Here is a 25288-nt window from a genome sequence, read left to right on the forward strand (position 1 = left end):
GACGCAAAAAACGGGCGACATTGTAGGCGTGGGGGTATCCCGCCGCGCGAGAAGCCCGACGGCCGCGTGGCCGATTACGCGGTGCGGGCCGCAGCGGATGCGCGCTGCGCGGCCTCGGCGCGCCAGCGCGCGACCGCCACCGCGATGTCCTGCAGCCGCGGCAAGGGCCAGTGCGCGCGCGGAGCCAGGCGCGGCCGGCGGCCCGCCACGCCCCGCCCGCCGGCCCACAGCGCCACCTCGGGCGGCAACGCTTCGCGCAGGCGCGCGAGCTGGGTCTGCACCTCGCGCGCCGACTGCATGGCCGAAAAGCCCAGGGCCACCACGTCGGCGCGCGCGGCCACCGCCGCACGCGAGATGTCGACCAGCGGCGTCTGCACCCCCAGCGGCACCGTCTCGCAGCCTTCGAGCACCAGCAGGCATTCGGCCATCAGCAAGCCCAGGCTGTGCGGCTCGCCCGGCACGGTGGTGAGCAGCACACGCGGCGGCTGCGACGGGCGCGCCGCCATGGCCTGCGCCAGCGCCGGCCGCAGCACCTGCTGCACGGCCTCGGAAAACAGGTGCTCCTCGGGCACGGCGAGGCGGCCGTCGAGCCAGGCCAGGCCCACCTGCACGGACAGCGGGGCCACGGTGTCGGTCACGGTGCGCGCCAGGCCGCGCTCGGCCAGGGAACGCTGCAGCGCGTCGCGCAGGCCGGCGGCGTCCATGCGCTGCATGAGCGCGAGCCAGTCGGCGCCCTCGGGCCAGCCATTTTCCGCCGGCGCCTGCATCCGGCCGGCAGACGGCTGCGTATCCAGGGCCAGCAGCTGTGCCAGGGGCAAAGCCACCACACGACCGGGCCGATGCCCAGCGTCGAGCAGGCGGCGCACGTGGCGCAGCCGGGCCAGGTCGTCGTCGCTGTAGCGCCGTTCGCCCTGGGGGTCGCGCGCCGGGCTCGGAAAGCCGTAGCGGCGCTCCCAGACGCGCAAGGTGTCTTTGGCCAGGCCGGTGTCGCGCTCGACGTCGGCAATGCTGTGCCCGTGTGAGCCCGGCAGGGATGGATCGGTCATGTACTCGTGTTTCAGGAGCCTGGATTCTGCGCAAGACCGTGGCCAACGGCATACCCGAGCCGCCTGTCAGGGCAAAAATGACTTGACGGTTGTCGATTTATACCGAATAGTCACGTTTCAACCGATGAGTTCAAATCAAAGCCAATCGCTCCCATGCGCCCACCGTTTTCACCGCAATCTCCAGGGAACTTCCCCATGAAAGCCCTGCTCTCATCCTGCGGTTGCGCGAGGGAGTCGATCTGCAACCACCGTTTTTCGCTGCGAAGCCTTCCGGCCCGACAAGGTCCGGATGCAATCCCGGGGCGCTTCTCCTCCTCCTCCCTCCCTCCCTTGTTCGTTTCGGGGCGCTTCGCAGCATCTTGTCCAGCCCGCCGCCGGCCCGCCCCGGCCGGCCGCGGTTGAGGGGACCGGCATGTACCTGTCCCCCAACCCTTCCGCCTCCACCCTCCAGCGCCGCATCGCCGTGGTCGGCTCCGGCATTGCCGGCCTGGCCGCCGCCCACACGCTGCAGGGCCTGGCCGAGGTGACCCTGTTCGAAGCCGGCGAGTGGTTCGGCGGCCACACCCACACGGTGGACGTGACGCTGCCCGATGCGCGCGGCGAGCCCACCACCTTCGGCGTGGACACCGGCTTCCTCGTGCTCAACGAGCGCACCTACCCCAACCTGCTCGCGCTGTTCGCGCAGCTCGGCGTGCCGCTGGCCAAGTCCGACATGTCGTTCTCGGTGCAGGTGCCCGGCCAGGGCCCGCGCGGACAGTCGCTCGAATGGAGCGGCTCGGACCTGTCGACCGTGTTCGCGCAGCGCAGCAACCTCGTGAACCCGCGCTTCTGGCGCATGCTGCGCGACATCGTGCGCTTCAACGGCGTGTGCACCGCGCTCGCCGAACGCGGCGACGACCTGCGCCCCGACAGCCCGCTGCTGCAGCCCCTGGGCGACTTCCTGCGCGAGCAGGGGTTCAGCGACGAATTCCGCGACTGGTACTTCCTGCCCATGCTGGGCTGCATCTGGAGTTGCCCGACCGACCAGATGCTGCAGTTCCCGGTGGCCACCATGGTGCGCTTCTGCCACAACCACGGCCTGCTGCAGGTGGCCAACCGGCCCCAGTGGTTCACCGTGGCCGGCGGTGCGCGCCAGTACGTGCAGAAGATCGTGGCCGGCGTGCACGACGCGCGCCTGTCCACGCCGGTGCGCCACCTGGTGCGCGAGCCCGACGGCGTGCGCATCGCCACCGACCGCAGCGTGGAGCGCTTCGATGCGGTGGTGCTGGCCTGCCACTCCGACCAGGCGCTGCGCCTGCTCGGCGACGGCGCCAGCGCGCTCGAGCGCGAGCTGCTCGGCGCGATCCGCTACCAGGCCAACCGCGCGGTGCTGCACACCGACACCTCGGTGCTGCCCACGGCCACGCGCGCCTGGGCGGCCTGGAACTACGAGCGCGCGCCGCAGCGCGAGCAGGAGTCGGCGCGCGTGTGCCTGCACTACCTGCTCAACCGCCTGCAGCCGCTGCCGGTGCGCCAGCCGGTGGTGGTGTCGCTCAACCCGCAGCGCGAGATCGCGCCGCAGCACGTGCTGGGCGCCTGGGACTACGACCACCCGGTGTTCGACCTTGGCGCGATCCGGGCCCAGGCCCGCGTGCCGCTGATGCAGGGCCAGCAGCGCACCTGGTTCGCGGGCGCGTGGTGCGGCTACGGCTTCCACGAAGACGGCCTCAAGGCCGGTCTGCACGCGGCGCGCGGCCTCATGGACCACTTCGGCCTGGTGCCCAAGGCCGGCGCCGGCGAAGCGCGCCGCGCGGCGCTGCCCGGGGTGCTGGCGTGAACGAGCAGGCCCAGCTCGGCTTCGGCCAGGTGCGGCACACGCGCACCCGCCCGCGCCGCAACGCCTTCGCCTACCCCACGGCGTTTCTCATGCTGCCGCTGCGCAGCCTGCAGCGCAGCGGCCCGGGCGCACTGGCCCGCAACCGCGCGGCGCTGCTGAGCTTTCACGACCGCGACCACGGCGACGGCCGCGCCGACTGCCTGGCCTGGTTCGACGAGCTGCTGCGCGAGCAGGGCATCGGCGACGCCGACGGCGAGGTCTGGCTGCACACCTACCCGCGCGTCTGGGGCCATGCCTTCAAGCCCGTGAGCTTCTGGTACGGCCACCGCCGCGACGGCAGCCTGCGCGTGGTGCTGGCCGAGGTCAACAACACCTTCGGCGAGCGCCACGTGTACCTGCTCGATGCCCCGCGCTACGGCGTGCCCTGCGAGGCCGACAAGGTGTTTCACGTCTCGCCCTTCTGCCCGGTGCGCGGGCGCTACCGCTTCACCTTCATGCGCACCGCCGGCCAACGCGCGCGCACCGTGGTGCGCATCGACTACTTCGACGAGGCGCAGGCCGGCGCGCTGCTGCAGACCAGCGTGAGCGGCGAGCTGCAGGCGCTGACCGGCGCGAGCGTGCGCCGCGCGCTCTGGTCGCACCCGCTGCTGGGCCTGGCCATCGTCGCGCGCATCCACTGGCAGGCGCTGCGGCTGTGGCTGTTCAAGCGCGCGCCCTTTTTCCGGCAGCCCCCGGCGCCGGCCCGATTCGTCACCCCCGCGGTCCAGCGGACCACCCCCGATGCCCACCTGATGCCCATCGAGCGATGAACAGCACCACCGCCTCCCACCCCGCCACCGGTTTCGTGTTGCCGCGCAACGCCCCCGCCGCCGCGCGCACCGTGCTGCAACTGCTGCAGCGCCTGGCGCACGGCAGCCTCACCGTGACCCTGCCCGACGGCAGCGTGCAGCGCTTCGGCCGCGTCGACGGCCCGCACGCGAGCATCCGCCTGAACAACTGGAACGTGTGCGGCGCGGTACTCAAGTCGGGCGACATCGGCTTCGCCGAAACCTACATGGCCGGCGACTGGCACACGCCGCACCTGGTCGCGCTCATGGAGCTCATGCTGCTCAACCGCCGCGCGCTGGAAGACGTGATCCACGGCAGCTGGCTGGGCCGGCTGGCCTACCGCGTGCAGCACTTGCTCAACCACAACAGCAAGGCCAACAGCCGCAAGAACATCCACGCCCACTACGACCTGGGCAACGCCTTCTACGAGCGCTGGCTCGACCGCACGATGAACTACTCGTCGGCCTGGTTCCAGACGCCCGAGCTGTCGGAAGAAGAAGCCCAGCACGCCAAGGTGCGCCGCGCGCTGCAGCTGGCCGGTGTGCGCCCGGGCGACCGCGTGCTCGAGATCGGCTGCGGCTGGGGCGCGCTGGCCGAGAAGGCGACCACCGAATTCGGCGCTTCGGTGGTGGGCGTGACGCTCTCGACCGAGCAGCTCGATTTCGCGCGCGAGCGCATGCAGCGCATCGGCAGCGCCGAGCGCGCCGACCTGCGCCTGCAGGACTACCGCGACATCGCCGATGCGCCCTTCGACGCGATCTGCTCGATCGAGATGGTCGAGGCCGTGGGCCGCGCCTACTGGCCGACCTACTTCCGCACCGTCTCGCGCCTGCTCAAGCCGGGCGGCAAGGCCTGCATCCAGAGCATCGTGATCGCCGACCAGCACTTCGAGCGTTACATCCGCGGCACCGATTTCATCCAGCAGTACATCTTCCCGGGCGGCTGCCTGCCCTGCCCGAGCGCCTTCCGCGAGCAGGCCGCGCAGGCCGGCCTCGAGGTGGTCGACGAGTTCGCCTTCGGCCAGGACTACGCGCGCACGCTGCGCGGCTGGCGCGAGCGCTTCATGCACGAGCAGGAGGCGGTGCTGCAGCTCGGCTTCGACGAGCGTTTCATCCGCACCTGGGAGTTCTACCTCGCCTACTGCGAGGCCGCCTTCGCCGAGGGCAGCACCGACGTCGTGCAGTACACGCTGCGCAAACCCGGCTGACACCGCCGCGCCCGCCATGCACCGCGCCACCCTGTTGCTCGCCCTCGCGCTGTGCGCCGCCCCGGCGGTGCAGGCCCAGCCCGCGCCCGCGCTCGCCGACGCGCTGCAGGGCAAGAGCGTGCTGGGCCAGACGCGGCTGCGCGTGTGGGGCTTCAGCGTCTACGACGCCACGCTCTACGCGCGGCCCGGCTTCGACGCCCAGCGTTTCGGCGAGCAGCGATTCGCGCTCGAGCTCGCCTACCTGCGCGACTTCGACGGCGCCGACATCGCGCAGCGCTCGCTCGACGAGATGCGCGGCCTGGGCCCGGTCGACGAGGCCAGCGCCCAGCGCTGGCTCGCGGCCATGAAGGCCCTGTTCCCCAACGTGAAGGCGGGCGACCGCATCACCGGCGTGCACGTGCCCGAGGCCGGCGCGCGCTTTTACCTCAACGGCCGATGGCTCGGCGCGGTGGACGACCCCGCGTTCTCGCGCCAGTTCTTCGGCATCTGGCTGTCGCCGCGCACCTCGCAGCCCGCCATGCGCGCGGCGCTGCTGCAGGCCGCAGCGGCCCGCACCCCATGAGCCAGGCCGCCGCCCCGAGCGACCCCGCGGCCGCCTTCACCGCACCGGGCGGCTGGCGCCACGGCCTGGGCTATGGCCTGCTGGGCCTGCCGCTGGCCTTCGTGGCGCTGCCGCTCTACGTGCTGCTGCCCAACCACTACGCGCGCGAGTTCGCCGCGCCGCTGGCCGCGCTCGGCGGCGTGCTGCTCGCGGCGCGCGCCGTCGACGCGGTGCTCGACCCCCTGATCGGCCGCTGGTGCGACCGCCTCGCCGCGCGCTCGCAGCGCCGCCTGCTGCTGGCGGCGGCGCTGGCGGCCGTGCTGCTGGCGCTGGGCCTGTGGGCGCTGCTGTTTCCGCCCGCGGCCGTGCGCGCGCAGGGCGCCACGGCGCTGCTGGCCTGGGCCGGCGTGGGCATGGCGCTCACCTGCACCGCGTTCAGCGTGGTGTCGGTGGCGCACCAGGCCTGGGGCGCGCGGCTGGGCGGCAACGAGGCACAGCGCGGGCGCGTGGTGGCCTGGCGCGAAGCGCTCTCGCTGGTGGGCGTGCTGCTGGCCTCGGTGCTGCCCACGGTGGCCGGGTTGGGCGCCACGGTGGCGGCCTTCGCCCTGCTGCTGGCCCTGGGCTGGTGGGCCTGGGCGCGCAGCCTCGCGCCGCTGAACCCGGGCATCGCCATGCCGCACGCGGGCCGCTCGCCGCTGCGCCAGGGCGCGTTCCTGCGCCTGCTCGTGGTGTTCGTGGTGAACGGCACGGCCAGCGCGGTGCCCGCCACGCTGGTGCTGTTCTTCGTGCAGGACCGGCTGCAGGCGCCTGCGGCCTGGGAACCGCTCTTCCTGCTCACCTACTTCCTGAGCGCAGCGCTGGCGATCCCGCTGTGGCTGCGGCTGGTGCCGCGCCTGGGCCTGGCGCGCACCTGGCTCGTGGGCATGCTGCTCGCGGTGCTGGGCTTCGTCTGGGCCGCCACGCTGGGCGCGGGCGACACCCTGCCCTTCCTGCTCGTGTGCGCGATCACCGGCATCGCGGTGGGCACCGACCTCACGCTGCCCGGCGCGCTGCTTGCGGGACTGATCGGCCAGCTCGGCGAACGCGGCCACCGCGAAGGCGCGTACTTCGGCTGGTGGAACTTCGCCACCAAGTTCAACCTGGCGCTCGCCGCGGGCCTGGCGCTGCCGCTGCTCGGCTGGTTCGGCTACCAGCCCGGCGCACGCGACGCACAGGCCCTGCAGACCCTGAGCGCCGCGTATTGCCTGCTGCCCTGCGCGCTCAAGCTGATCGCGGCCGCCGCGCTGCACGGCCTGGTCATCCGCGGTCCGCAGCCCGCTGCGCTGCGCACCGCATCCCTCTGAGGTAACCCCATGCAAAGACGACTGCTGCTCACCGCCACCGTGGCCACCGGCGCCACCGCCCTCGCGGGCTGCGCCGGCCCGCAGGTCAAGGACTACGCCGGCCAGCAACCGGTGCTCGACCTGCGCGAATACTTCAACGGCGTGCTCGACGCCTACGGCGTGTTCACCGACCGCTCGGGCAAGGTGGTGCGCCGCTTCACCGTGGTGATGCGCTGCAGCTGGAACGGCGAGCAGGGCGTGCTCGACGAGGACTTCGTCTACTCCGACGGCGAGAAGCAAAAGCGCGTGTGGCGCCTGCGGCACCTGGGCGACGGCGCCTACGTGGGCACGGCCGACGACGTGAAAGGCGAGGCGCGCGGCCAGACCTCGGGCAACGCCTTCCGCTGGAACTACACGCTGCTGCTGCCCGTGGACGGCAAGACCTACGAGGTGCAGTTCGACGACTGGATGTACCTGATGGACCGCCACGTGATGCTCAACAAGGCCACCATGAGCAAGTTCGGCATCCGGCTCGGCGAGGTCACGCTGAGCTTCGTGAAGCGCGCGGCATGAGCACACCGCGCCTCACCCTTCGCGACGGCGGCGCCGCGCTCGAACCGGTGCACCGCCCGGGGCTGTTCGGCCCCATGAACCCGCCCATGACCGACTGGCGCGGCCGGCGCGTGTGGCTGGTGGGCGCGTCCAGCGGGATCGGCGCGGCCGTGGCGCACGCCTTGCACGCGCAGGGCGCGCAGGTGCTGGTGTCGGCGCGCAGCGCCGAGGCGCTGGAGCGCTTCGTGCACGACCACCCGGGCGCCCAGGCCTGGCCGCTCGACGTGACCGACGAGGCCGCCGTGGCGCGCACCGCGCGCGCCCTGCTGGGCCAGGGGCCGATCGACCTGGTGGTGTACTGCGCGGGCCACTACCACGGCATGCGCGCCACCGCGCTCGACCTGCCCGACCTCAAGCGCCACCTCGACATCAACTACCTGGGCGCTTTACACGTGGTGCATGCGCTCATGCCCGCGCTGCTCGCGCGCGGCAGCGGCCACATCAGCCTGATCAGCAGCGTGGCGGGTTTTCGCGGCCTGCCCAAGAGCCTGGCCTACGGCCCGACCAAGGCCGCGCTCACGCACCTGGCCGAAACGCTCTACCTCGACCTCGCGCCGCGCGGCCTGGGCGTGAGCGTGGTACACCCGGGCTTCGTGCAAACCCCGCTGACCGCGCAGAACGACTTCACCATGCCCGCGCTCATCACCCCCGACCAGGCCGCCGCGGCCATGCTCGACGGCTGGGCGCGGGGCCGCTTCGACATCCACTTCCCCAAGCGCTTCACGCGCGCCATGAAGCTGCTGCGCCTGCTGCCCTACCGGCCCTTCTTCGCGCTGGTCCGCCGCGCCACCGGCCTGTGAGCGCGCCGGCCGATCCGCGCGCGGCGGTGCAGCGCATCGCCGATTTCTACGAAACGCTCTCGCCCGCGGCGCTGGCGGACCTGGGCGCGTTCTACACCGACGACGCGCGCTTCAAGGACCCGTTCAACGAGGTGCAGGGCGTGCCCGCGATCCGCGGCATCTTCGAGCACATGTACGCGAACCTGCAAGCGCCGCGCTTCGTGGTCACGCAGCGCATGGTCGATGGCGACCAGTGCTTCCTGGTGTGGGAGTTCCGTTTCCGCTTCCGCCGTTTCGACACCGCCACCGAGCAGGTGGTGCGCGGCGGCTCGCACCTGCGGCTGGCGGCCGACGGCCGCATCAGCGAGCACCGCGACTACTGGGACGCGGCGGAGGAGCTGTACGAAAAGCTGCCGCTGGTGGGCGCCCTGATGCGCTGGCTCAAGCGCCGCGCGAACGGCTGAGACCCGGGCGCGGCGCGCCGGTCAGGCCGGCTTCGAATCGATGAAGCTCTGGCGCTGCGAAAGCTTGTCGCTCAGGCGGGCCAGGTTGGGGTAGTCGTCGCGCCAGTTGATCACCGGGAAGCGGAAATCGAGGTAACCGAGCGCGCAGCCCACGGCCACGTCGGACAGGCTGAAGTGGATGCCCGAGCAGAAGGCCTTGTCGCCCAGGCCCTGGCTCATGGACTTGAGCGCGCCGTGGATCTTGCCCATCTGGCGGTCGATCCAGGCCTGGCTGCGCTGCTCGGCGCTGCGGTGCGGCCAGGTGGCTTCGAGGCGCGCGAGGATGGCGGCGTCGAGCAGGCCGTCGGCCAGCGCTTCCCACGTCTTCACCTCGGCGCGTTCGCGCCCGCTCGGGGGAATGAGCTTGCCCACGGGCGACAGGCCGTCGAGGTATTCGACGATCACGCGCGAGTCGAACACCGCCTCGCCGCCTTCCATCACCAGGCAGGGCACCTTGCCCAGCGGGTTGGACGAGCCGATGGTGGTGTCGGCCGACCAGACGTCTTCCAGGATGAACTGGTAATCCAGTTTCTTCTCGGCCATGACGATGCGCACTTTGCGAACGTAGGGGCTGGTGATGGCACCGATGAGTTTCATGGTCTGTGGGCTTGGCGGGTCGGCCGGCGATTTTAGCCAGCGGCCCCGGGTCTTCGCCGGGCGCGCCCACGATGGGGCGGGCCCGGCGCGGGCCACTCCTACAATCGCGGGATGCGCCCGACCCCTGCCTCCCCCGCGCCCGCCGGCGCCGACCTCTCCCCCATCTCCGCCCTGTCGCCGCTCGACGGCCGCTATGCGGGCCGCCTCGCGCCGCTGCGCCCCTACATGAGCGAGCTGGGCTACATGCACCGCCGCGTGCAGGTCGAGATCGCCTGGTTCATCGCGCTGTCCGACGCCGGCTTCGACGAGTTCAAGCCGCTGTCGCCCGGCGCGCGCACCTACCTGCTGGGCCTGGTGAAGAACTTCAGCGAGGCCGATGGCGAGGCCATCAAGGCGATCGAGAAGACCACCAACCACGACGTGAAGGCGGTCGAGTACTGGATCAAGTCGAAGTTCGAGGCCCGCCCCGAGCTCGAGCGCGCGGCCGAGTTCGTGCACTTCGCCTGCACCAGCGAAGACATCAACAACACCAGCCACGCGCTGCAGCTCAAGGGCGCGCGCGAGCAGGTGCTGCTGCCCGCGCTCGACGCCGTGATCACCAAGCTGCGCGACATGGCGCACGCCATGGCCGAAGTGCCCATGCTCAGCCGCACCCATGGCCAGACCGCCAGCCCCACCACCGTGGGCAAGGAGATCGCCAACGTGGTGGTGCGCCTGGTGGCCGCGCGCGAACGCATCGCGGCCGTGAAGCTCATGGGCAAGATGAACGGCGCCGTGGGCAACTACAACGCGCACCTCGCGGCCTGGCCCGACTTCGACTGGGAAGGCTTCAGCCGCAAGGTGGTGGAAACCGCCGAACCGCTGGGCCTGGGCCTGAGCTTCCAGCCCTACAGCATCCAGATCGAGCCGCACGACTACATGGCCGAGCTGTTCGACGCGGTGGCGCGCACCAACACCATCCTGATCGACCTCGCGCGCGACATCTGGGGCTACGTGAGCCTGGGCTACTTCAAGCAAAAGCTCAAGGCCGGCGAGATCGGCTCGTCGACCATGCCGCACAAGGTCAACCCGATCGACTTCGAGAACGCCGAAGGCAACCTGGGCCTGGCCAACGCGCTGCTGCGCCACCTGAGCGAGAAGCTGCCCGTGAGCCGCTGGCAGCGCGACCTCACCGACTCCACCGTGCTGCGCAACATGGGCGTGGCCCTGGGCTACGCGGTGCTGGCCTACCACGCGCTGGGCGTGGGCCTGAACAAGCTCGAGCTCAACGAGGAAGCCACCGCGGCCGACCTCGACGCCTCGTGGGAAGTGCTGGCCGAGCCGATCCAGACCGTGATGCGCCGCTACGGCGTGCAGGGCGCCTACGAGAAGCTCAAGGAGGTCACGCGCGGCAAGACGGTGCGCGCCGAAGACCTGCACGGCCTGGTGCGCTCGCTCGACATTCCCGAGGCGGAGAAGCAGCGCCTGCTGGCCATGACGCCGGCCAGTTACACCGGCAAGGCCGCCGAACTCGCGCGCCGGTCCTGAGGCAGACCGGCCCGGGCGCTAGAGGGCGCGTTCCTTGTAGCGGTTGAAGCGCCAGGCGTCGCCTTCGAGCGTGATGCGGCGCCAGCTGGCGCGCTTTTCGCCGGGCGACATCTCGGTCCAGCGCTGCACTTCGTCGAAGGTGCGGCCGCAGCCCTTGCACAGGGGGTCGCCCTGGCTGGTGGAGCAGATCGCGATGCAGGGCGTGTCGGGCGTGGTCGCGTACCAGGCCAGCCAGGCCTCGCGCGCCTGGTCGGGCAGGCTGTTCTCGTCGGCCTCGGTCTCGTGGAAATAGACCATCAGCGCGTACACCTCGGCCAGCGCACGCGTGGCCGCGGGCAGCGAAACGCCGTCGGGCGAGGGCGATCGTTCGCGCCACCAGTTGATGGCCGCCTCGATGTCGGTGATGTGGATGCCAGCCATGGGGAGGGCGATGATAAGCGCCCCCTCCAGGCCCCGCGGGCGGGGCCGGCCCATGCCCCGCCGGGGCGCCGGGTCGCTCAGTCGGCGCTGGCCGGCGCGTTGCGGCGCTGCAGGTATTTGCCGGTGAGCACCACCAGCACGGCGCCCAGGGCGGCCGCGGCGTAGAAGCCCACCGAGTGGTGCGGCACCAGGGGCTCGATCATCTTGTCGGACACGATGGTTTCCGCGCCCACCCAGCCAATCAGGGCCGCGCCGAGCGTGACGATGGCCGGGAAGCGGCCCATGAGCTTGATCATCAGCGTGCTGCCGAAGACCACGATGGGGATGGCGATCAGCAGGCCGATCACCAGCAGCGTGAGGTTGCCGTTGGCCGCGGCGGCCACGCCGATCACGTTGTCCAGGCTCATCACCAGGTCGGCCACGAGGATGGTGCGGATCGCGGCGAGCAGGCCGCCCTTGGCCTCGCCCTTGTCGCTCTCGTCGTCGTCGCCGCCGTTGAGCAGTTGCACGCCGATCCACAACAGCAGCAGGCCGCCGATGAGCTGCAGCCAGGGCAGCTGCATGAGCTTGACCGCCACCACGGTGAGCACCACGCGCAGAACCACGGCAGCCGCCGTGCCCCAGAAGATCGCCTGCTTCTGGCGCTTGGGATCGAGGCCGCGCGCGGCCAGCGCGATCACGACCGCGTTGTCGCCCGAGAGGATGATGTTGATCCAGATGATCTGGCCCAGGCCCAGCCAGAACTGGGGACTCGAGAGCATTTCCATGGTGGTGCGCTGTGGGTGGGAGGGGGGGCGGATGGCCGAGCCGCGCAGTGTAGGCAGGGGCCGTCGCCGGGTCGTGCGTGGTAGTGCGTAGAAGGCCCGGCCGCGCGTCGCCTCGGCGACTTGCGGGAACCACGCATGTGGAACTTTTGTCCGCGCGCATACAATCCCGGCCTTCGCGGAAGGGGAGTAGCTCCCAGGCGCGGCGGCTGCTCCTTCCCCCCGGAGGGCCTGCTGCGCCCGTCAATGTGTCGTCAGGACGGCGTCGCCCAGCGGCGCCCGGCATGTTGGACCACGGCAACGTGGGGCCGGGCAAGACCTTCGGAGAACCATTCCCTTCTTTGGAGCCATTTCATGGAATTCATGTCCGCGGCGTGGTGGTCGGCCCTGCTCGCCATCATCCTCATCGACCTCGTGCTTGCCGGCGACAACGCGATCGTGATCGCGCTGGCCGCGCGCAACCTGCCCAAGGAGCACCAGAAAAAGGCGATCGTCTGGGGCACGGTCGGCGCAATCATCGTGCGCTCGGCCATGACGCTGGTCGTGGTGTGGCTGCTGAAGATCCCCGGCCTCATGGCCATCGGCGGCATTGCGCTGATGTGGATCGCCTACAAGCTGATCGCCGAAGACGAGGGTGACGGCGACGAGCACGGCCCGGCCGCCACCACCTTCTGGGGCGCGATGAAGACCATCATCATCGCGGATGCGGTGATGGGCATCGACAACGTGCTCGGCGTGGCCGGCGCGGCCCAGGGCTCGTTCGACCTCGTGGTCATCGGCCTGCTGATCAGCATCCCCATCGTGGTGTTCGGCAGCACGCTGATCCTCAAGCTGGTCGAGAAGTACCCCGCGATCATGTACATCGGCGCGGGCGTGCTGGCCTTCACCGCCGGCAAGATGGTCGTCAACGAGAAGCTGCTCGCGCCCTGGTTCAAGGGCCCCGAGTTCGCCCAGCAGGCCGCCTACTGGGGCTTCGTGGGCCTGACCATCGTCGCCATCCTGACGCTGGGCTACCTGCACAACCGCCGCGTGGCCCAGCGCACGGGCGGCGCCGGCAAGGCCTGAGGACCGCCCCATGAAGCTGCTCCTGCGCTGGTTGCTCGCGGCCTGTGCGCTGCTGCTGGTGGCCTACCTGTACGACGGGGTGCAGGTGCGCAGCTTCCCGTCCGCGCTCATCGCCGCCGCGGTGATCGGCCTGTTCTACCTGATCCTGCGGCCGGTGCTGGTGCTGCTCACGCTGCCGGTCACGCTGGTCACGCTCGGGCTGTTCCTGTTCGTGATCAACGCGCTGCTGTTCTGGGCCGCGGCCTCGGTGCTCGACGGCTTTCACGTGCGCGGCTTCGGGGCGGCCCTGCTGGGCTCGCTCATCTACTCGGCCCTCATGATCGTGGTCGATGCGGCACTGAGCCGCGTGCGCTGAACGACCGCGGCGTTCAGCGCTCCTTCTCTTCGCGCATCAGGTCCTTCAGGCGCTGCTCCACGTCGCGCCGGCGGCTGTCCACGATGGCCAGCTCGATCGGATCGGCGTTGCGCTGCGCCGGCGGCAGGGCCTGCGCGGCCTTGAAGCGCTCGAGCGCGCCGTCCCAGTCGTACTGCGCGGCACGCGCCTCGGCATCGGCGCGCACCGCGCGCAGCGTCTGGCCCTGGGCCTGCTGCACCCGCGACAGCAGCTGCCAGGCCAGGGCGTCGCGCGGGTGATCCACGACCCAGGTCTGCAGCCGGGAAGCCGCGCGCGGCGCCTGACCGGTGGCCAGGGCCGCCTGCGCGCCGAGCAGCACCATGGCACGCGCGTCCGCGGCCAGCGCGGCGTCGCGCAGCTCGGCGAGCAGCGCGGGATTGGGTGTGGCGCCGGGTGACAGCAGGATCTCCAGCGCCAGCGCGTCGGCAAAGCCGCGCGCATCGCTGCCCGCCGTGGCCTGGCGCAGCCGACCCACGAGTTCGGCGGCGCGCGCCGACTGGCCCAGGCGCTGCGCCGCCAGGGCCCCGGCGTACAGCGCGGGGGCGCTGGCGATGGCGGGCTGGGCCTGCTCGACCCAGGCGTTCCAGCGCGTGCTGTTGCGCTCGGCGAGCACGCGTGCGCGCGCGGCGGCCAGGGCGTGCAGGGCCGCCGACGGCAGCCCCGCGGCGGCGCGCTGCGGGGCGTCGGCACGCGGGCCCATGGCCCCCGGCCCGGCACTGGGCAGCCGGGCCTGCATGTCCGCGATGCGCTCGCTCGTGAGCGGGTGGCTGCGCAGGTAGGGAAACGCGCCGTCGTCGTTGAGGCGCGAGGCCTGCTGGAGCTTGTCGAACATGCCGACGAAACCCTGCCCGTCGAAGCCCGCGCCCGTGAGCACGCCGAAGCCGATGCGGTCGGCCTCGCGCTCCATGTCGCGCGAGAAATTGAGCGACTGCTGGGCGGCCGCGGCCGTGCTGCCCGCGATCGCGGCGCCGGCCGCATTGGGGTTGGAGCCCATGGCCAGCGCGCCCAGGATCATGCCGGCGATCATCCACGGCGCCATGCGCTGCTCGTTGGACATCATGCGGGCGATGTGGCGCTGCGAGACGTGGCTCAGTTCGTGGGCGAGCACCGACGCGAGCTCTTCGGGCCGCTCGGTCACGGCCAGCAGGCCCAGGTTCACGCCCAGGTAGCCGCCGGGCAGGGCAAAGGCGTTCACGCGCCGGTCGCGCGAGATCATCAGCTCCCAGGCCAGGCGCTCGAACAGCTCGGCGGGCACCTCGCCGCGCTGGCGCGCCGCGCCCAGCAGCGGCTGCCAGATCTGCTGCAGGTAGTCGCCCAGGGCCGGATCGTCGAGGTAGTCGGGGTCGCGGTAGATGCTGCGCGCGATGCGGTCGCCGAGCCGGCGCTCGGCCGAGACCGTGAGGCTCTCGCCATCGCCGAGGCTGGGCAGGTTGTGCGCATGGCCTGCGGCGTGTGGTGTGTTGTTCTGCGCCCGGGCCGCATCGGGCGCGGGCGCCCAGAGCGCCAGGGCGAGCGCCCCGACGGCCAGCCAGACCGCCCGCGGCGGCGAGAGAGGGAGGAAATCCATGCCCGTATGATGCCGCCAACCCCCACCAGTTCAGCCCATCGGCGCGTCAACCGCCGGTGAACCGCGGTTACACCATGTCAACTCCCGCCGCCCCCACGGGCTCCCCACTCACCCATTTCGACGCCCAGGGCCAGGCCCACATGGTCGATGTCGGCGCCAAGGCCAGCACGGACCGCGTCGCGGTGGCCGAAGGCCGCATCACCATGCAACCCGCCACCCTGGCGCTGATCGAGTCGGGCACGGCCAAGAAGGGCGACGTGCTCGGTGTGGCGCGCCTGGCCGGCATCATGGCCGCCAAGAAGACCAGCGACCTGATCCCCCTGTGCCACCCGATCGCGCTCACGCGCGTGGCGGTGGATTTCGAGGTCGACCGCGGCACGAACAGCGTGCTGTGCCGGGCCACCACGGCCTGCACCGGTCAGACCGGCGTGGAAATGGAAGCCCTGACCGCCGCTTCGGTGGCCTTGCTCACGGTCTACGACATGTGCAAGGCGGTGGATCGGGGGATGGTGGTGGAGGGGGTGCGGCTGGTGGAAAAACGGGGCGGCAAGAGTGGGGATTTCGTTATCACGGCGTGTTGAAATCTGAAACCGAGCAATCACCGCTTAAGAATATTTTCACTCCATCGTATTGGTTTAAGTCGTTGATCGGCCGCTGCCATTTCCTGCCATCGAATTCGCATAGGATCGCCAAACGGCGCAGGGTAAATGGTATTCGCGACATCCGCAGTTTCTTGCGCCTCTTTCAACATACCGCTTCTTGCTTGTATCGCAGCCAAATGGACCAGTGCGACAGGTGACGGCTGCAACATTACAGCAAATTTGAAGTCATCAAGTTCTTTTGAGTTGAGCGATCCAGCATCGCCACGCAAACCCACAAGCAATGCGCGAAACTGATTCAGCACAATTGTTTCTGGAACATCGTAAGGATGGTTGATGCCAATACGCGCCTGCTTAAACCGCCACGCGTAATATGAGGACTCAACCTTGAAATAATCAACAAACACTAGCCCCAGGCAAACTGACGCAGCAAGCAAGCCCAGTAAGAACGACTTCACCGGAAGATCAATGATTGGAAAACTCATCTGCGCTGTTACGTAACCAGCAAGCAGACAAGCCGGCAAGAGGAAGTAGGCGTAAGCCAAAGGTAGTTCGACCAAGCCGTGTAAACCTAACACCACCAGCCCAGCCAGGCAACAAGCCAGGTCCACAGACCATTGTGATCGGGCGACACGGTAAACCCACCAACCTAACAAAACCGCAGTCAACGCTCCGACCACAGGACCATACCATACCGCTAAATCCAATAAAGCGTTGTGTGTCCACTTGAAGTACATTGGCACATCATGACCGAGTTGCTGAGCAACCTTTTGGGCATAGATGGCCTGATCGAAGCCATATCCCCATAGCGGACCTTCTAGCGCCGCATCCAGGAAAGCCAAATACGTCACAAGGCGAATGTTTGCTAGATCACGCCCTAGCGCATGCGCCCTCACGTCGCCAATCGACGTGACCGAATCGGAAAAACTGTTCAACAGCAACACCGTCAGCCAAAAACCGACGAGTATCGCCCCGGCAGTCCTAGCCTCCAATCGCAGTTCTGACCTGCGAACGGCCGATCCAATCACGACGAGCAATAGCAGTGTCAGTGACAAAAACCCAATACGCGACCCACTGATCGCCACGCCAAACAGCAGATAGGCTGTTGCAAACATGGCAGGCCAGAAAGAAATATTACCCTTCTGCCTTAACCACCAAACAGCCACAAACCCAAGCAACAAGAGGCTCGCTGCGTTATTAGGTTGAATCAGATTGCCATACGGTCGACCGCCCACGGCCTCAGCAATCCAAACCGTTTCGAGATTGAGACCGAGCCATTGCACCAACATCAGACCCGCAGTAGCGACAGCCCCTACCAAGAATGCTGAAAACAAGAATATCAAGAACCTGTCTGGAGCCCAGCGAGCCCACATGCTCCCCAGCATCAAAGCAAGCGCACCGCCGATCCAATATAGTGCGCCAACAGAAGCGTGACCAAAGAACTCGATTTGACCCCCAACCCACTGCAACAACGTAAGCAGCGCCAAACCGAGCATGCACAACGACAGCGGGTCAAGCCGAGGATTCACGCGCGCATGGAATGCCTTCCAAGCTACAGGGATTGCGCATGCGAGCAACACGGACGCAGCCAGAGCATCCTTCTGAAATGCGACCCAGGGTGGATGCGCGTTGGGCAATAGCCAAGCCAAGGACAGAAGAGCCGTGGCAAGTGGGGTCCAAAGAGGTGTTCTTAGGTTACGCATGAAAAAAGGGCCCAAAGGGGCCCCTCTCTCTTTCTTGGCTAACGATTAGCGGCAAGAAGCCGGGCGGTATTTAGGCAGAATACCACCACCGCACGTCCAGATCACTTGGCCGGTGGCTGACTGGTAAACCCCAGTGAGCGTGATAGTATTGTTGGGTGCCGTCGAAATACGCGGATCACCCTGCGCCACTGCAGTGATGATGCCATTGCCGCCAGTGAGTTCGTAACGAACGCTAGCAACATAGGTAGACGCTTGGGTGTCAAAGGTAATACTCGCTTGTGCAGGCATTTCACCGAGCGTTTGCGCGGATTCACTAACTGCGGTCCGCGCCGCCGAAGCAGCCAGGATCACCTCCGATACCTTCGCACGCGTCGTGTAGTCCTGGTACGCCGGCAGCGCCACGGCGGCCAGGATACCGATGATGGCCACCACGATCATCAGTTCGATCAGGGTGAAACCTTTTTGGATTGCGCGCTTCATCTTCATGGAAACTCCTCAGCAGGGGTTGGGTTGGTACGCGATGCGTAGTGCAGGCGGCGTGCCAACCTGAGCGGGAGGATGAATGCGCGGTTTGCCGGGACAGCCGGTCGAACTGCGACGAAATGTGGCCTTTCGGTCCCGCGTCGAGCGACAAAAAACGTCGCCCCCCGCTCAAAAGACAAAATTTGTCACAGCTGAAAGACCTGCCCGGCGCTCAGCCAGCGGATGTCGCGGCGCGGCTGGGTGTCCATGCGGTGGAGCTCTTCGATGATCAGCGCCGTTTCCGCGGGCTTGGTGTGCGTGATGTGGATCAGGGGGCGCCGGCTGGGCGCGAGCTGCGCCAACTCCCCGGCCAGCAGCGAGGGCGCCAGGTGCAGGCTGCGCAGCGCAAGGTCGGTCTCCCGGTCGCTGAAAGCCGTTTCGATCACGAGGTGGGCCACGTCGAGCTGGTTCACGCGGGCCCAGAAGGCCGGATTGCGCCCGGTGTCGCCGCTGAAGACCCAGTGCGGGGCCGCCTCGCCCGCGGCCACCGCGAAGCCGACGGCGGGCACGGTGTGCACCGCGGGCAGCACCTCGATGCGCCGGTGGCCGATCGCCAGAACGTCGCCGATCTCGAAGGGCACGAAGCGCATCAGCGGCGAACCCGCGCTGGGTATCGCGGTGAAATCGGGCCAGATCGTGTCGTTGAACAGGTGGGCGCGCAGGGCCTCGATGGTGCCCGGCAGGGCGTGCACCTGCAGCGGCGGCACCCCGGCGGCGAGCCGGCCCGAGGCCACCGCGTCGATCATGAGCGGCAGGGCCGCGACGTGATCGAGGTGGGCGTGTGTGAGCAGCACATGGTCGATGCACAGCATCTCTTCCAGGCTGAGGTCGCCCACGCCGGTGCCGGCGTCGATCAGGGCGTTGTCGTCGAGCAGGAAGGCGGTGGTGCGGCAGCCCTGGGCGATGGCGCCAGAGCAGCCGAGAACACGGACGCGCAGGTGATGGGAAGGCGGCATGGACACAGGCCGCAGGGTACCCGGGGGCCGCGCCCCGGGCTGTGACATATTTCGCGCGCCGGCCCGCCGTATCGGGCCGTTACCGGCGGGCCGCGAAGAATCAGTCCTGAACGAACTGCATCTGGGTGCCGGCGAGCTCGAGCACGTCGCCGTGGCGCAGGTCCTTGCCGTCGGTGCCCAGCGGCGCCCCGTTGATGGTGGGCTTGACCGTGCCCTCGACCATGGCGACCACGTAACCGTGCGGGCGGCGCGTGATGGCGGCCACGGCCACGCCGGGTTTGCCGATGGTGGTCACGACCTTGGTCAGGGCGACCTCGCGGCCGGCGGCCGAGCCGCTGATGACCTTGATGGCCGCGGGCGCCAGCGGCGCCGCGTCGGCCGCGCCGACGACTGCGCCGGCGTTGATGACCATGGTCTTTTCGTAGGGATCGCTGCCGCCGGCGGCACCGCCGCCTTCGTGCACGAACTTGATCTTGTACTTGCCGATCTCGATCGAATCGCCACCCTGCAGCTGCTGCTTCTTGATCGCCTTGCCGTTGACGTAGGTGCCGTTGGTGCTGTTGAGGTCTTCCAGGAACACGTCGGAGCCCGACATCTGCAAGACGGCGTGCTCACCGCTGACGGCCAGGTTGTCGATCACGACATCGTTATAAGGACGGCGGCCCAGCGTGGTGCGGTCCTTGGTGAGCTGGACTTCCTTGATGACGACGCCATCGATGGAAACGATCATTTTCGGCATGGCCGACTCCTCTTGGGGTTCCTTGTGCGCGGATACGGGTGCTGGGCGGAACGGGATTATTGACCGAGCATTCGCGATAACAAGCCACGCCGCGTGGCTTTGGCGCGAGCAAATGCCAGTATCACCGAAATATTGTCACGGCCGCCGGCCGCGTTGGCGGCTTCCACCAGGGCCATGGCCTTTTCCTCGAGCGTGCCGGCGGTGACGAGCAGCGCTGCGATGCGCTCGTCGCTGAGCATGTCGTTGAGGCCGTCGGAGCAGAACAGGTAGAGGTCGCCGTCCTCGACGCGGTACTCGTTGACTTCCAGCAACACCGCGTCTTCCACGCCCAGCGCCCGCGTCACGAGGTTGCGGTGCGTGGCGTACTGGGCCTGCTCGAGCGAGATCAGTCCGGCGTCGATCTGCTCCTGCAGCAGCGAGTGGTCGCGCGTCATCTGCACGAACTCGCCCCGGCGCAGCCGGTAGCAGCGCGAATCGCCCACGTGACCGATCATCACGCGCCCGTCCAGGAACACCCCCATCACCAGGGTGGTGCCCATGCCCGCGTACTGCGGGTTGGCGTTGGCCGCGTTGAAGATCGATCGGTTGGCGTTGTCGATGCAGATCTCCATCGCCCGCTTGAGCTCGCGCGAGCTCGACTCGTGGCCGCCTTCGGCCAGCCAGCGTCCCAGCTCCGTCTTGATGAAGGTGGTGGCCATCGCGCTGGCCACCTCGCCCGCGTTGTAGCCACCCATGCCGTCGGCCAGCACGGCGATGCCGTTGTCGGTGTCCAGCGACACCGAGTCCTCGTTGTTGTCCCTGACCAGACCCGGATCGGTCAGGGCATGCAGCTCGAAATTCATGGGAGTGGATTTAAACCGGGATGGAGGGGTTGGTTCGCGCGTCCGCGGACGATTGAAGCACTTGCGTGGCCTCGAAGGCGACATCGGTCACGCTTCGGCCGAGCCGCTGCAGAACCGCGGCCACCTCGGCGCCGCTGGCGGGCCGGTCTTCGGCGCGTTTGGCCAGCAGCGCCCGCAACAGATCGGCCAGGTCGTCGGGGACATCCGGGCGCAGCGTGCGCACGTCGGGCGGCGCCACGTTGGCGATCTGGTACATCAGGGCCGAGAGCGATTCGCCCTTGAGCGGCAGCGCGCCCGTGAGCATCTGGAACAGCATCGCGCCGAGCGCGTACAGATCGGCCCGGCCGTCCACACGCTGGCCGGCGAGCTGCTCGGGCGCCATGAAACTGGGCGTGCCCAGCACCACCCCGGTCTTGGTGCGGCTGCTGTCGGTGATGCGGGCGATGCCGAAATCGGTCACTTTCACCTGGCCGGAGCCAGGGTCGAACATGACGTTGGCGGGCTTGATGTCCCGGTGCACCACGTTCTGGCGGTGCGCATGGTCCAGCGCCAGCGCCACCTGCTCACCCACGCTCAGCACCTGCGCCAGCGTCAGCAGGCTGCCCGGGCGGGTGTGTGCCTGCAGGTCGTGGCCCGGCAGGAATTCCATCGCGATGTAGGCCAGGTCGTGTTCCTCGCCGGCGTCGAAGATGGTGACGATGCCCGGATGCTGCAGGCGGCCGGCGGTTTCGGCCTCGCGGAAGAAGCGCTGGCGCACTTCCTCGAGCTCGTCGCCCTCGAACTCGGCGGCCAGCGCCAGGGTCTTGATGGCGACCGTGCGGCCGATCTTCGGATCGCGGCCCTGGTAGACCACGCCCATGGCGCCCTTGCCCAGTTCCTTTTCCACCCGGTAGCGGCCCAGCATGGGCTGCTCCACCCCGGCCTGGCCGAGCACCAGGGTGCCGCCCGGGTGGGCGGCCGCGCCGCCCCCGAGCACCACGGTCTTTGCCATCGACTGGGCGCGCAGGCGCTGGGTCTGCAGAGCGGGGTCGGTGCGATCGAGCTGCATCATGTGCTCGTAGACCGCCTCGGCCTTGTTGAACTGCCGCTTGCGCTCGAAGTCGAGCGCCAGGTGCTTGAGGTTGTCCATCAGGGCCATGCTGTACGGGACGCGGCGGTAGCGGTCGAACGCCATGTCGAGCTGCCCCTGGCCCTGCAGCGCCAGGCCCATCATGCGGTTGGTCTCGGCCGACTCCTGATCCGACGCGCGCTTGCGCGCCTCGGTGATGAGGAAGCGCCGCGTCGTGAGTGCGAGGTGCCCCGCGAGCAGCAGCACCGCGGGCAGCACCAGCGGCACCCAGAGGGCGGCACGCGAGAGCAGCAGGTATTCGGTGCTCAGCATGGCGAGCAGCACCACGCCGGTGACCCCCGCGCCCCAGGCCGCCGACAGCCGACCGAGCCCGAACGCCAGATACAGGCCGATCAGCAGGGCCATGCCCACCACCGCCAGGCCAGCCCAGGCCGGCTGCACGATGAAATGCCCGTTGAGCAGGCTCGCGGTGTTGTTTGCCACCAGATCGGCGGGCGACATCGCGGGCGACACCGGCGTGGTGAACAGCGTGCCCACGCCGGCGGCGGTGGCCCCGATGACCACGATGCGGTCGCGGAAGGTGTCGGGCGAAACCCGGCCGGCCAGCACGTCGTGAAAGGACACGGTCGCAAACGCGCTCTGGCCGTTGTGCGCGCGGTAGAACTGCGGCAGCAGCCGCGCCGCCGCGTCCGTGGGCACGAAGGCCGGACCGAGCCGCAGGCCGGCGCCCGGCAGCAGTTCGATGTCGCCGGGGCCGAGGTTCAGGCTGTGGGCGGCAATGGCCAGCGAGAGCGAGGGCACGGCCCAGCCATCAAAGCGCACCAGCAGGGGTTCGCGGCGCACCGAGCCGTCGGGATCGAGCCACTGGTTGAGGTGGCCCACGGCCGCGGCCGCCTCACCCAGTTCGGCCAAGGGCTGCAGCGAGCGCTGGGCCGGCAGGCCGAAGCCCGCTTCGTCGGGCACCGCGAGCCGGCGCGCAAAGGCCGGCAGCGGCGCATCCGGCCGCCCGCGGGCTTCACCGAGCTCGAACACCGAGGGCAGCACCACCCGCCGCGAGGCCATGACGCTGTTGGTGAGCTGGGCATCGCCATCGTGCTTGGCCTGCAGTTCCTGCAGGGCATCGATCAGCCGGTCGCGGGTGTCGGGGCTGAGGCCGATCGTGGCCAGATCGCCCCCTTCGAGGCGGCTGCGGAGTTCGCGCAGCGGGTGCAGCGCATGGTCGGACTCGGGCTCGAAGAAGAAGGCGGTGTGCGCGATGGTGCGCGCGCCGGCCGCTCGCAGGCGGTCGATCAGTTGGGCGTGCACCTCGCGATCCCAGGGCCAGCGGCCGATCGCGCTGACGCTCGCATCGTCGATCGCGACGATGGCGATGCGGTCGCCCGGCTGGCGTTCCGAGGCCGTGCTGGCGTGGTCGTAGAAGTGCCGCTCGAGCGAGGCCACGATGTCGGTGCCCGCGTGCAGCAATCCCACCACCACGAAGACGCCGGCGGCGGTCAGCGCGTCGGCAAGGAAGCGCCAACGCGATCGGCGCCGCGCGGGAAGGGAGGGGACGTCAGGGGTCACAGGGGCTTTCCAGGGCTCGCAAGACGGCGCGGGCCGACCCTTGGTCATCGGCTTCGCGGGAGCGCGATTGAGGACAACGGCGGTTGCCCAGCCGGAGTTGCATTTTGTTTCAACATCCGCGCGGCCCGCAAGCACCGCGGGTGACGGGCGTCACGGCGGACGCGACGGGCGCAATCGGCCATAAAAAAAGGCAACGCATGCGTTGCCTTTTTCACACCCGAGCCCGAGGCTCAGAGCAGCGACTTGAGCAGCTTGCCCATCTCGGACGGGTTGCGCGTGACCTTGAAGCCGCACTCCTCCATGATGGCGAGCTTGGCATCGGCGGTGTCGGCGCCGCCCGAGATCAGCGCGCCGGCATGGCCCATGCGCTTGCCGGGAGGCGCGGTGACGCCGGCGATGAAGCCGACCACGGGCTTCTTCATGTTCGCCTTGCACCACATCGCGGCCTCGGCCTCGTCGGGGCCGCCGATCTCGCCGATCATGATGACGGCGTCGGTGTCGGGATCGTCGTTGAAGGCCTTCATCACGTCGATGTGCTTGAGGCCGTTGATGGGGTCGCCGCCGATGCCCACGGCGCTGGACTGGCCCAGGCCGATTTCGGTCAGTTGCGCCACGGCTTCATAGGTCAGCGTGCCCGAGCGCGACACCACGCCGATGCGGCCCTTGCGGTGGATGTGGCCGGGCATGATGCCGATCTTGATCTCGTCGGGCGTGATCAGGCCGGGGCAGTTGGGGCCGAGCAGCAGGGTCTTCTTGCCGCCGGCGGCTTCCTTGGCCTTCATCTTGTTGCGCACCTCGAGCATGTCGCGCACGGGAATGCCTTCGGTGATGCAGATCGCCAGGTCGAGGTCGGCCTCGACGGCTTCCCAGATCGCGGCGGCAGCGCCCGCGGGCGGCACATAGATCACCGACACGGTGGCGCCGGTCTGCTGGGCGGCTTCCTTCACCGACGCGTAGATCGGGATGTTGAAGATCGACTCACCGGCCTTCTTGGGGTTCACGCCGGCGGCGAAGCAGTGCTTGCCGTTGGCGTATTCCTGGCACTTTTCGGTGTGGAACTGACCGGTCTTGCCCGTGATGCCCTGGGTGATGACCTTGGTGTCCTTGTTGATGTAGATCGACATGTGGTTTCTCCGGGGCTCAGGCTTTGACGGCGGCGACGACCTTCTGGGCCGCTTCGGCCATGGAGTCGGCGCTGATGATGGGCAGGCCCGATTCGGCCAGCATCTTCTTGCCCAGTTCCTCGTTGGTGCCCTTCATGCGCACCACGAGCGGCACGCTCAGGTTCACGGCGCGGCAGGCGGTGATCACGCCGGTGGCGATGGTGTCGCACTTCATGATGCCGCCGAAGATGTTGACCAGGATGGCCTTGACCTTGTCGTTCTTGAGCATGATCTTGAACGCTTCGGTGACCTTCTCGGGGGTGGCACCGCCGCCCACGTCGAGGAAGTTGGCGGGCTCGGCGCCGAACAGCTTGATGGTGTCCATGGTGGCCATGGCCAGGCCGGCACCGTTCACCAGGCAGCCGATGTTGCCGTCGAGGCTGATGTAGGCGAGGTCGAACTTGGAGGCCTCGATCTCGGCCGGGTCTTCTTCATCGAGGTCGCGCAGGGCCACGATCTCGGGATGGCGGAACAGCGCGTTCGAGTCGAAGTTGAACTTGGCGTCCAGGGCGATGATGTTGCCCTTGCTGTCGCGGTTGAGCGGGTTGATCTCGACCAGCGAAGCGTCGGTGTCCATGTAGCACTTGTAGAGCTTCTTGCACACGTCGGTGAACTGGGCTTCGGAATCGGCCGGCAGGTTGATGCCTTTGGCGAGTTCCTTGGCCTGCGCGTCGGTCAGGCCGGTGAGCGGATCGACGAACACCTTGATGATCTTCTCGGGCGTGGCGTGCGCCACTTCTTCGATGTCCATGCCGCCTTCGCTCGAGGCGATGAAGGCCACCTTCTGCGTGCCGCGGTCGGTCACGACGGACAGGTAGTACTCCTTCTGGATGTCGGCGCCGTCTTCGATGTAGAGGCGGCGGACCTTCTGGCCCTCGGGACCGGTCTGGTGCGTCTTGAGCTGCATGCCCAGGATCTGGCCGGCGAGTTCCTTGACCTGATCGATGCTCTTGGCAACCTTCACGCCACCGCCCTTGCCACGGCCACCGGCATGGATCTGCGCCTTGACGACCCACACGGGTCCGCCCAGCTTCTGCGCGGCTTCCACCGCTTCTTGCACCGTGAACGCGGGAATGCCGCGCGGCACGGGCACACCAAACTGGCGCAGGATTTCCTTGCCTTGGTATTCGTGAATCTTCATGAG

At 68.7% G+C, this 25288-nt stretch carries 25 protein-coding genes; 12 read left to right on the forward strand and 13 right to left on the reverse strand.

Annotated elements, in window-relative coordinates:
• Positions 1 to 74: 74 nt before the first annotated feature.
• Positions 75 to 1046, reverse strand: coding sequence for a MerR family transcriptional regulator (locus G9Q37_RS16755; RefSeq protein WP_166228935.1), 972 nt, complete (start codon positions 1044 to 1046; stop codon positions 75 to 77).
• A gap of 412 nt (positions 1047 to 1458) precedes the next feature.
• Here G9Q37_RS16755 and G9Q37_RS16760 point away from each other — a divergent pair, with 412 nt between their 5' ends.
• From G9Q37_RS16760 to G9Q37_RS16795, 8 genes are all read left to right on the forward strand, one after another.
• Positions 1459 to 2862 carry an NAD(P)/FAD-dependent oxidoreductase gene (locus tag G9Q37_RS16760; protein ID WP_166228937.1) on the forward strand — a complete coding sequence of 468 codons (1404 nt, stop codon included), beginning with the start codon at positions 1459 to 1461 and terminating at the stop codon, positions 2860 to 2862.
• The gene (locus tag G9Q37_RS16765; RefSeq protein ID WP_166228939.1) at positions 2859 to 3671 is read left to right on the forward strand and encodes a DUF1365 domain-containing protein; all 813 of its coding nucleotides are present in this window, start codon (positions 2859 to 2861) and stop codon (positions 3669 to 3671) included. Before G9Q37_RS16760 ends, G9Q37_RS16765 begins: the two co-directional genes overlap by 4 nt.
• Positions 3668 to 4897 (forward strand): SAM-dependent methyltransferase, encoded by a 1230-nt coding sequence (locus G9Q37_RS16770; protein WP_166228941.1) that lies wholly within the window; start codon positions 3668 to 3670, stop codon positions 4895 to 4897. The genes G9Q37_RS16765 and G9Q37_RS16770 overlap by 4 nt, the downstream gene beginning before the upstream one ends.
• A gap of 16 nt (positions 4898 to 4913) precedes the next feature.
• The gene (locus tag G9Q37_RS16775; RefSeq protein ID WP_166228943.1) at positions 4914 to 5459 is read left to right on the forward strand and encodes a chalcone isomerase family protein; all 546 of its coding nucleotides are present in this window, start codon (positions 4914 to 4916) and stop codon (positions 5457 to 5459) included.
• On the forward strand, positions 5456 to 6781 hold the full coding sequence (locus G9Q37_RS16780; protein WP_166228945.1) for an MFS transporter: 1326 nt from the start codon (positions 5456 to 5458) through the stop codon (positions 6779 to 6781). The genes G9Q37_RS16775 and G9Q37_RS16780 overlap by 4 nt, the downstream gene beginning before the upstream one ends.
• 9 nt (positions 6782 to 6790) lie before the next feature.
• Positions 6791 to 7333 (forward strand): DUF3833 domain-containing protein, encoded by a 543-nt coding sequence (locus tag G9Q37_RS16785; RefSeq protein WP_166228947.1) that lies wholly within the window; start codon positions 6791 to 6793, stop codon positions 7331 to 7333.
• A gap of 74 nt (positions 7334 to 7407) precedes the next feature.
• On the forward strand, positions 7408 to 8172 hold the full coding sequence (locus tag G9Q37_RS16790) for an SDR family NAD(P)-dependent oxidoreductase (protein WP_240936674.1): 765 nt from the start codon (positions 7408 to 7410) through the stop codon (positions 8170 to 8172).
• The gene (locus tag G9Q37_RS16795; RefSeq protein ID WP_166228951.1) at positions 8169 to 8615 is read left to right on the forward strand and encodes a nuclear transport factor 2 family protein; all 447 of its coding nucleotides are present in this window, start codon (positions 8169 to 8171) and stop codon (positions 8613 to 8615) included. Before G9Q37_RS16790 ends, G9Q37_RS16795 begins: the two co-directional genes overlap by 4 nt.
• A gap of 21 nt (positions 8616 to 8636) precedes the next feature.
• On the opposite strand, the gene G9Q37_RS16800 is transcribed toward G9Q37_RS16795, so the two are convergent.
• Positions 8637 to 9251, reverse strand: coding sequence for a glutathione S-transferase N-terminal domain-containing protein (locus G9Q37_RS16800; RefSeq protein WP_166228953.1), 615 nt, complete (start codon positions 9249 to 9251; stop codon positions 8637 to 8639).
• A 111-nt stretch (positions 9252 to 9362) separates the two neighbouring features.
• On the opposite strand from G9Q37_RS16800, the gene purB reads away from it, so the two are divergent.
• Positions 9363 to 10778, forward strand: coding sequence for an adenylosuccinate lyase (gene purB / locus G9Q37_RS16805; protein ID WP_166228955.1), 1416 nt, complete (start codon positions 9363 to 9365; stop codon positions 10776 to 10778).
• Between the two features lie 18 nt (positions 10779 to 10796).
• Here the strand turns inward: purB and G9Q37_RS16810 are convergent, their stop codons facing one another.
• Positions 10797 to 11198: a DUF3717 domain-containing protein gene (locus G9Q37_RS16810; protein WP_166228957.1), complete on the reverse strand. Its 402-nt coding sequence runs from the start codon at positions 11196 to 11198 to the stop codon at positions 10797 to 10799.
• Positions 11199 to 11275: 77 nt separating this feature from the next.
• Entirely contained in the window at positions 11276 to 11965 is a 690-nt protein-coding gene (locus G9Q37_RS16815; RefSeq protein WP_166228959.1) for a TerC family protein, read from the reverse strand.
• 351 nt (positions 11966 to 12316) lie between these two features.
• On the opposite strand from G9Q37_RS16815, the gene G9Q37_RS16820 reads away from it, so the two are divergent.
• Positions 12317 to 13027 carry a TerC family protein gene (locus tag G9Q37_RS16820; protein WP_166228961.1) on the forward strand — a complete coding sequence of 237 codons (711 nt, stop codon included), beginning with the start codon at positions 12317 to 12319 and terminating at the stop codon, positions 13025 to 13027.
• A gap of 10 nt (positions 13028 to 13037) precedes the next feature.
• Positions 13038 to 13382 carry a phage holin family protein gene (locus tag G9Q37_RS16825; protein ID WP_166228963.1) on the forward strand — a complete coding sequence of 115 codons (345 nt, stop codon included), beginning with the start codon at positions 13038 to 13040 and terminating at the stop codon, positions 13380 to 13382.
• A gap of 13 nt (positions 13383 to 13395) precedes the next feature.
• Here G9Q37_RS16825 and G9Q37_RS16830 read toward each other — a convergent pair whose 3' ends face one another.
• A complete protein-coding gene (locus tag G9Q37_RS16830) occupies positions 13396 to 14988 on the reverse strand; it encodes a M48 family metalloprotease (protein WP_166228965.1) in 1593 nt (530 codons plus the stop codon).
• Between the two features lie 74 nt (positions 14989 to 15062).
• Here G9Q37_RS16830 and moaC point away from each other — a divergent pair, with 74 nt between their 5' ends.
• The gene (moaC, locus tag G9Q37_RS16835) at positions 15063 to 15569 is read left to right on the forward strand and encodes a cyclic pyranopterin monophosphate synthase MoaC (RefSeq protein WP_166228967.1); all 507 of its coding nucleotides are present in this window, start codon (positions 15063 to 15065) and stop codon (positions 15567 to 15569) included.
• 17 nt (positions 15570 to 15586) lie between these two features.
• On the opposite strand, the gene G9Q37_RS16840 is transcribed toward moaC, so the two are convergent.
• The 8 genes from G9Q37_RS16840 to sucC form a co-directional block, all read right to left on the reverse strand.
• Positions 15587 to 17305 carry a PglL family O-oligosaccharyltransferase gene (locus G9Q37_RS16840; RefSeq protein WP_166228969.1) on the reverse strand — a complete coding sequence of 573 codons (1719 nt, stop codon included), beginning with the start codon at positions 17303 to 17305 and terminating at the stop codon, positions 15587 to 15589.
• A gap of 30 nt (positions 17306 to 17335) precedes the next feature.
• Entirely contained in the window at positions 17336 to 17776 is a 441-nt protein-coding gene (locus G9Q37_RS21950; protein WP_420810293.1) for a pilin, read from the reverse strand.
• 182 nt (positions 17777 to 17958) lie between these two features.
• Positions 17959 to 18750 carry a 3',5'-cyclic-nucleotide phosphodiesterase gene (locus tag G9Q37_RS16850; RefSeq protein ID WP_166231425.1) on the reverse strand — a complete coding sequence of 264 codons (792 nt, stop codon included), beginning with the start codon at positions 18748 to 18750 and terminating at the stop codon, positions 17959 to 17961.
• Between the two features lie 118 nt (positions 18751 to 18868).
• Entirely contained in the window at positions 18869 to 19507 is a 639-nt protein-coding gene (locus G9Q37_RS16855) for an FHA domain-containing protein (protein WP_166228971.1), read from the reverse strand.
• 56 nt (positions 19508 to 19563) lie between these two features.
• Positions 19564 to 20349, reverse strand: a complete 786-nt coding sequence (locus G9Q37_RS16860; RefSeq protein ID WP_166228973.1) for a Stp1/IreP family PP2C-type Ser/Thr phosphatase — start codon at positions 20347 to 20349, stop codon at positions 19564 to 19566.
• 10 nt (positions 20350 to 20359) lie between these two features.
• Positions 20360 to 22981, reverse strand: coding sequence for a CHASE2 domain-containing serine/threonine-protein kinase (locus tag G9Q37_RS16865; RefSeq protein WP_205710668.1), 2622 nt, complete (start codon positions 22979 to 22981; stop codon positions 20360 to 20362).
• 230 nt (positions 22982 to 23211) lie between these two features.
• The gene (sucD, locus tag G9Q37_RS16870) at positions 23212 to 24105 is read right to left on the reverse strand and encodes a succinate--CoA ligase subunit alpha (RefSeq protein WP_166228977.1); all 894 of its coding nucleotides are present in this window, start codon (positions 24103 to 24105) and stop codon (positions 23212 to 23214) included.
• A gap of 16 nt (positions 24106 to 24121) precedes the next feature.
• On the reverse strand, positions 24122 to 25285 hold the full coding sequence (sucC, locus tag G9Q37_RS16875; RefSeq protein WP_166228980.1) for an ADP-forming succinate--CoA ligase subunit beta: 1164 nt from the start codon (positions 25283 to 25285) through the stop codon (positions 24122 to 24124).
• Positions 25286 to 25288: the final 3 nt, after the last annotated feature.

It is taken from the genome of Hydrogenophaga crocea (assembly GCF_011388215.1).
GTDB lineage: Bacteria > Pseudomonadota > Gammaproteobacteria > Burkholderiales > Burkholderiaceae_C > Hydrogenophaga > Hydrogenophaga crocea.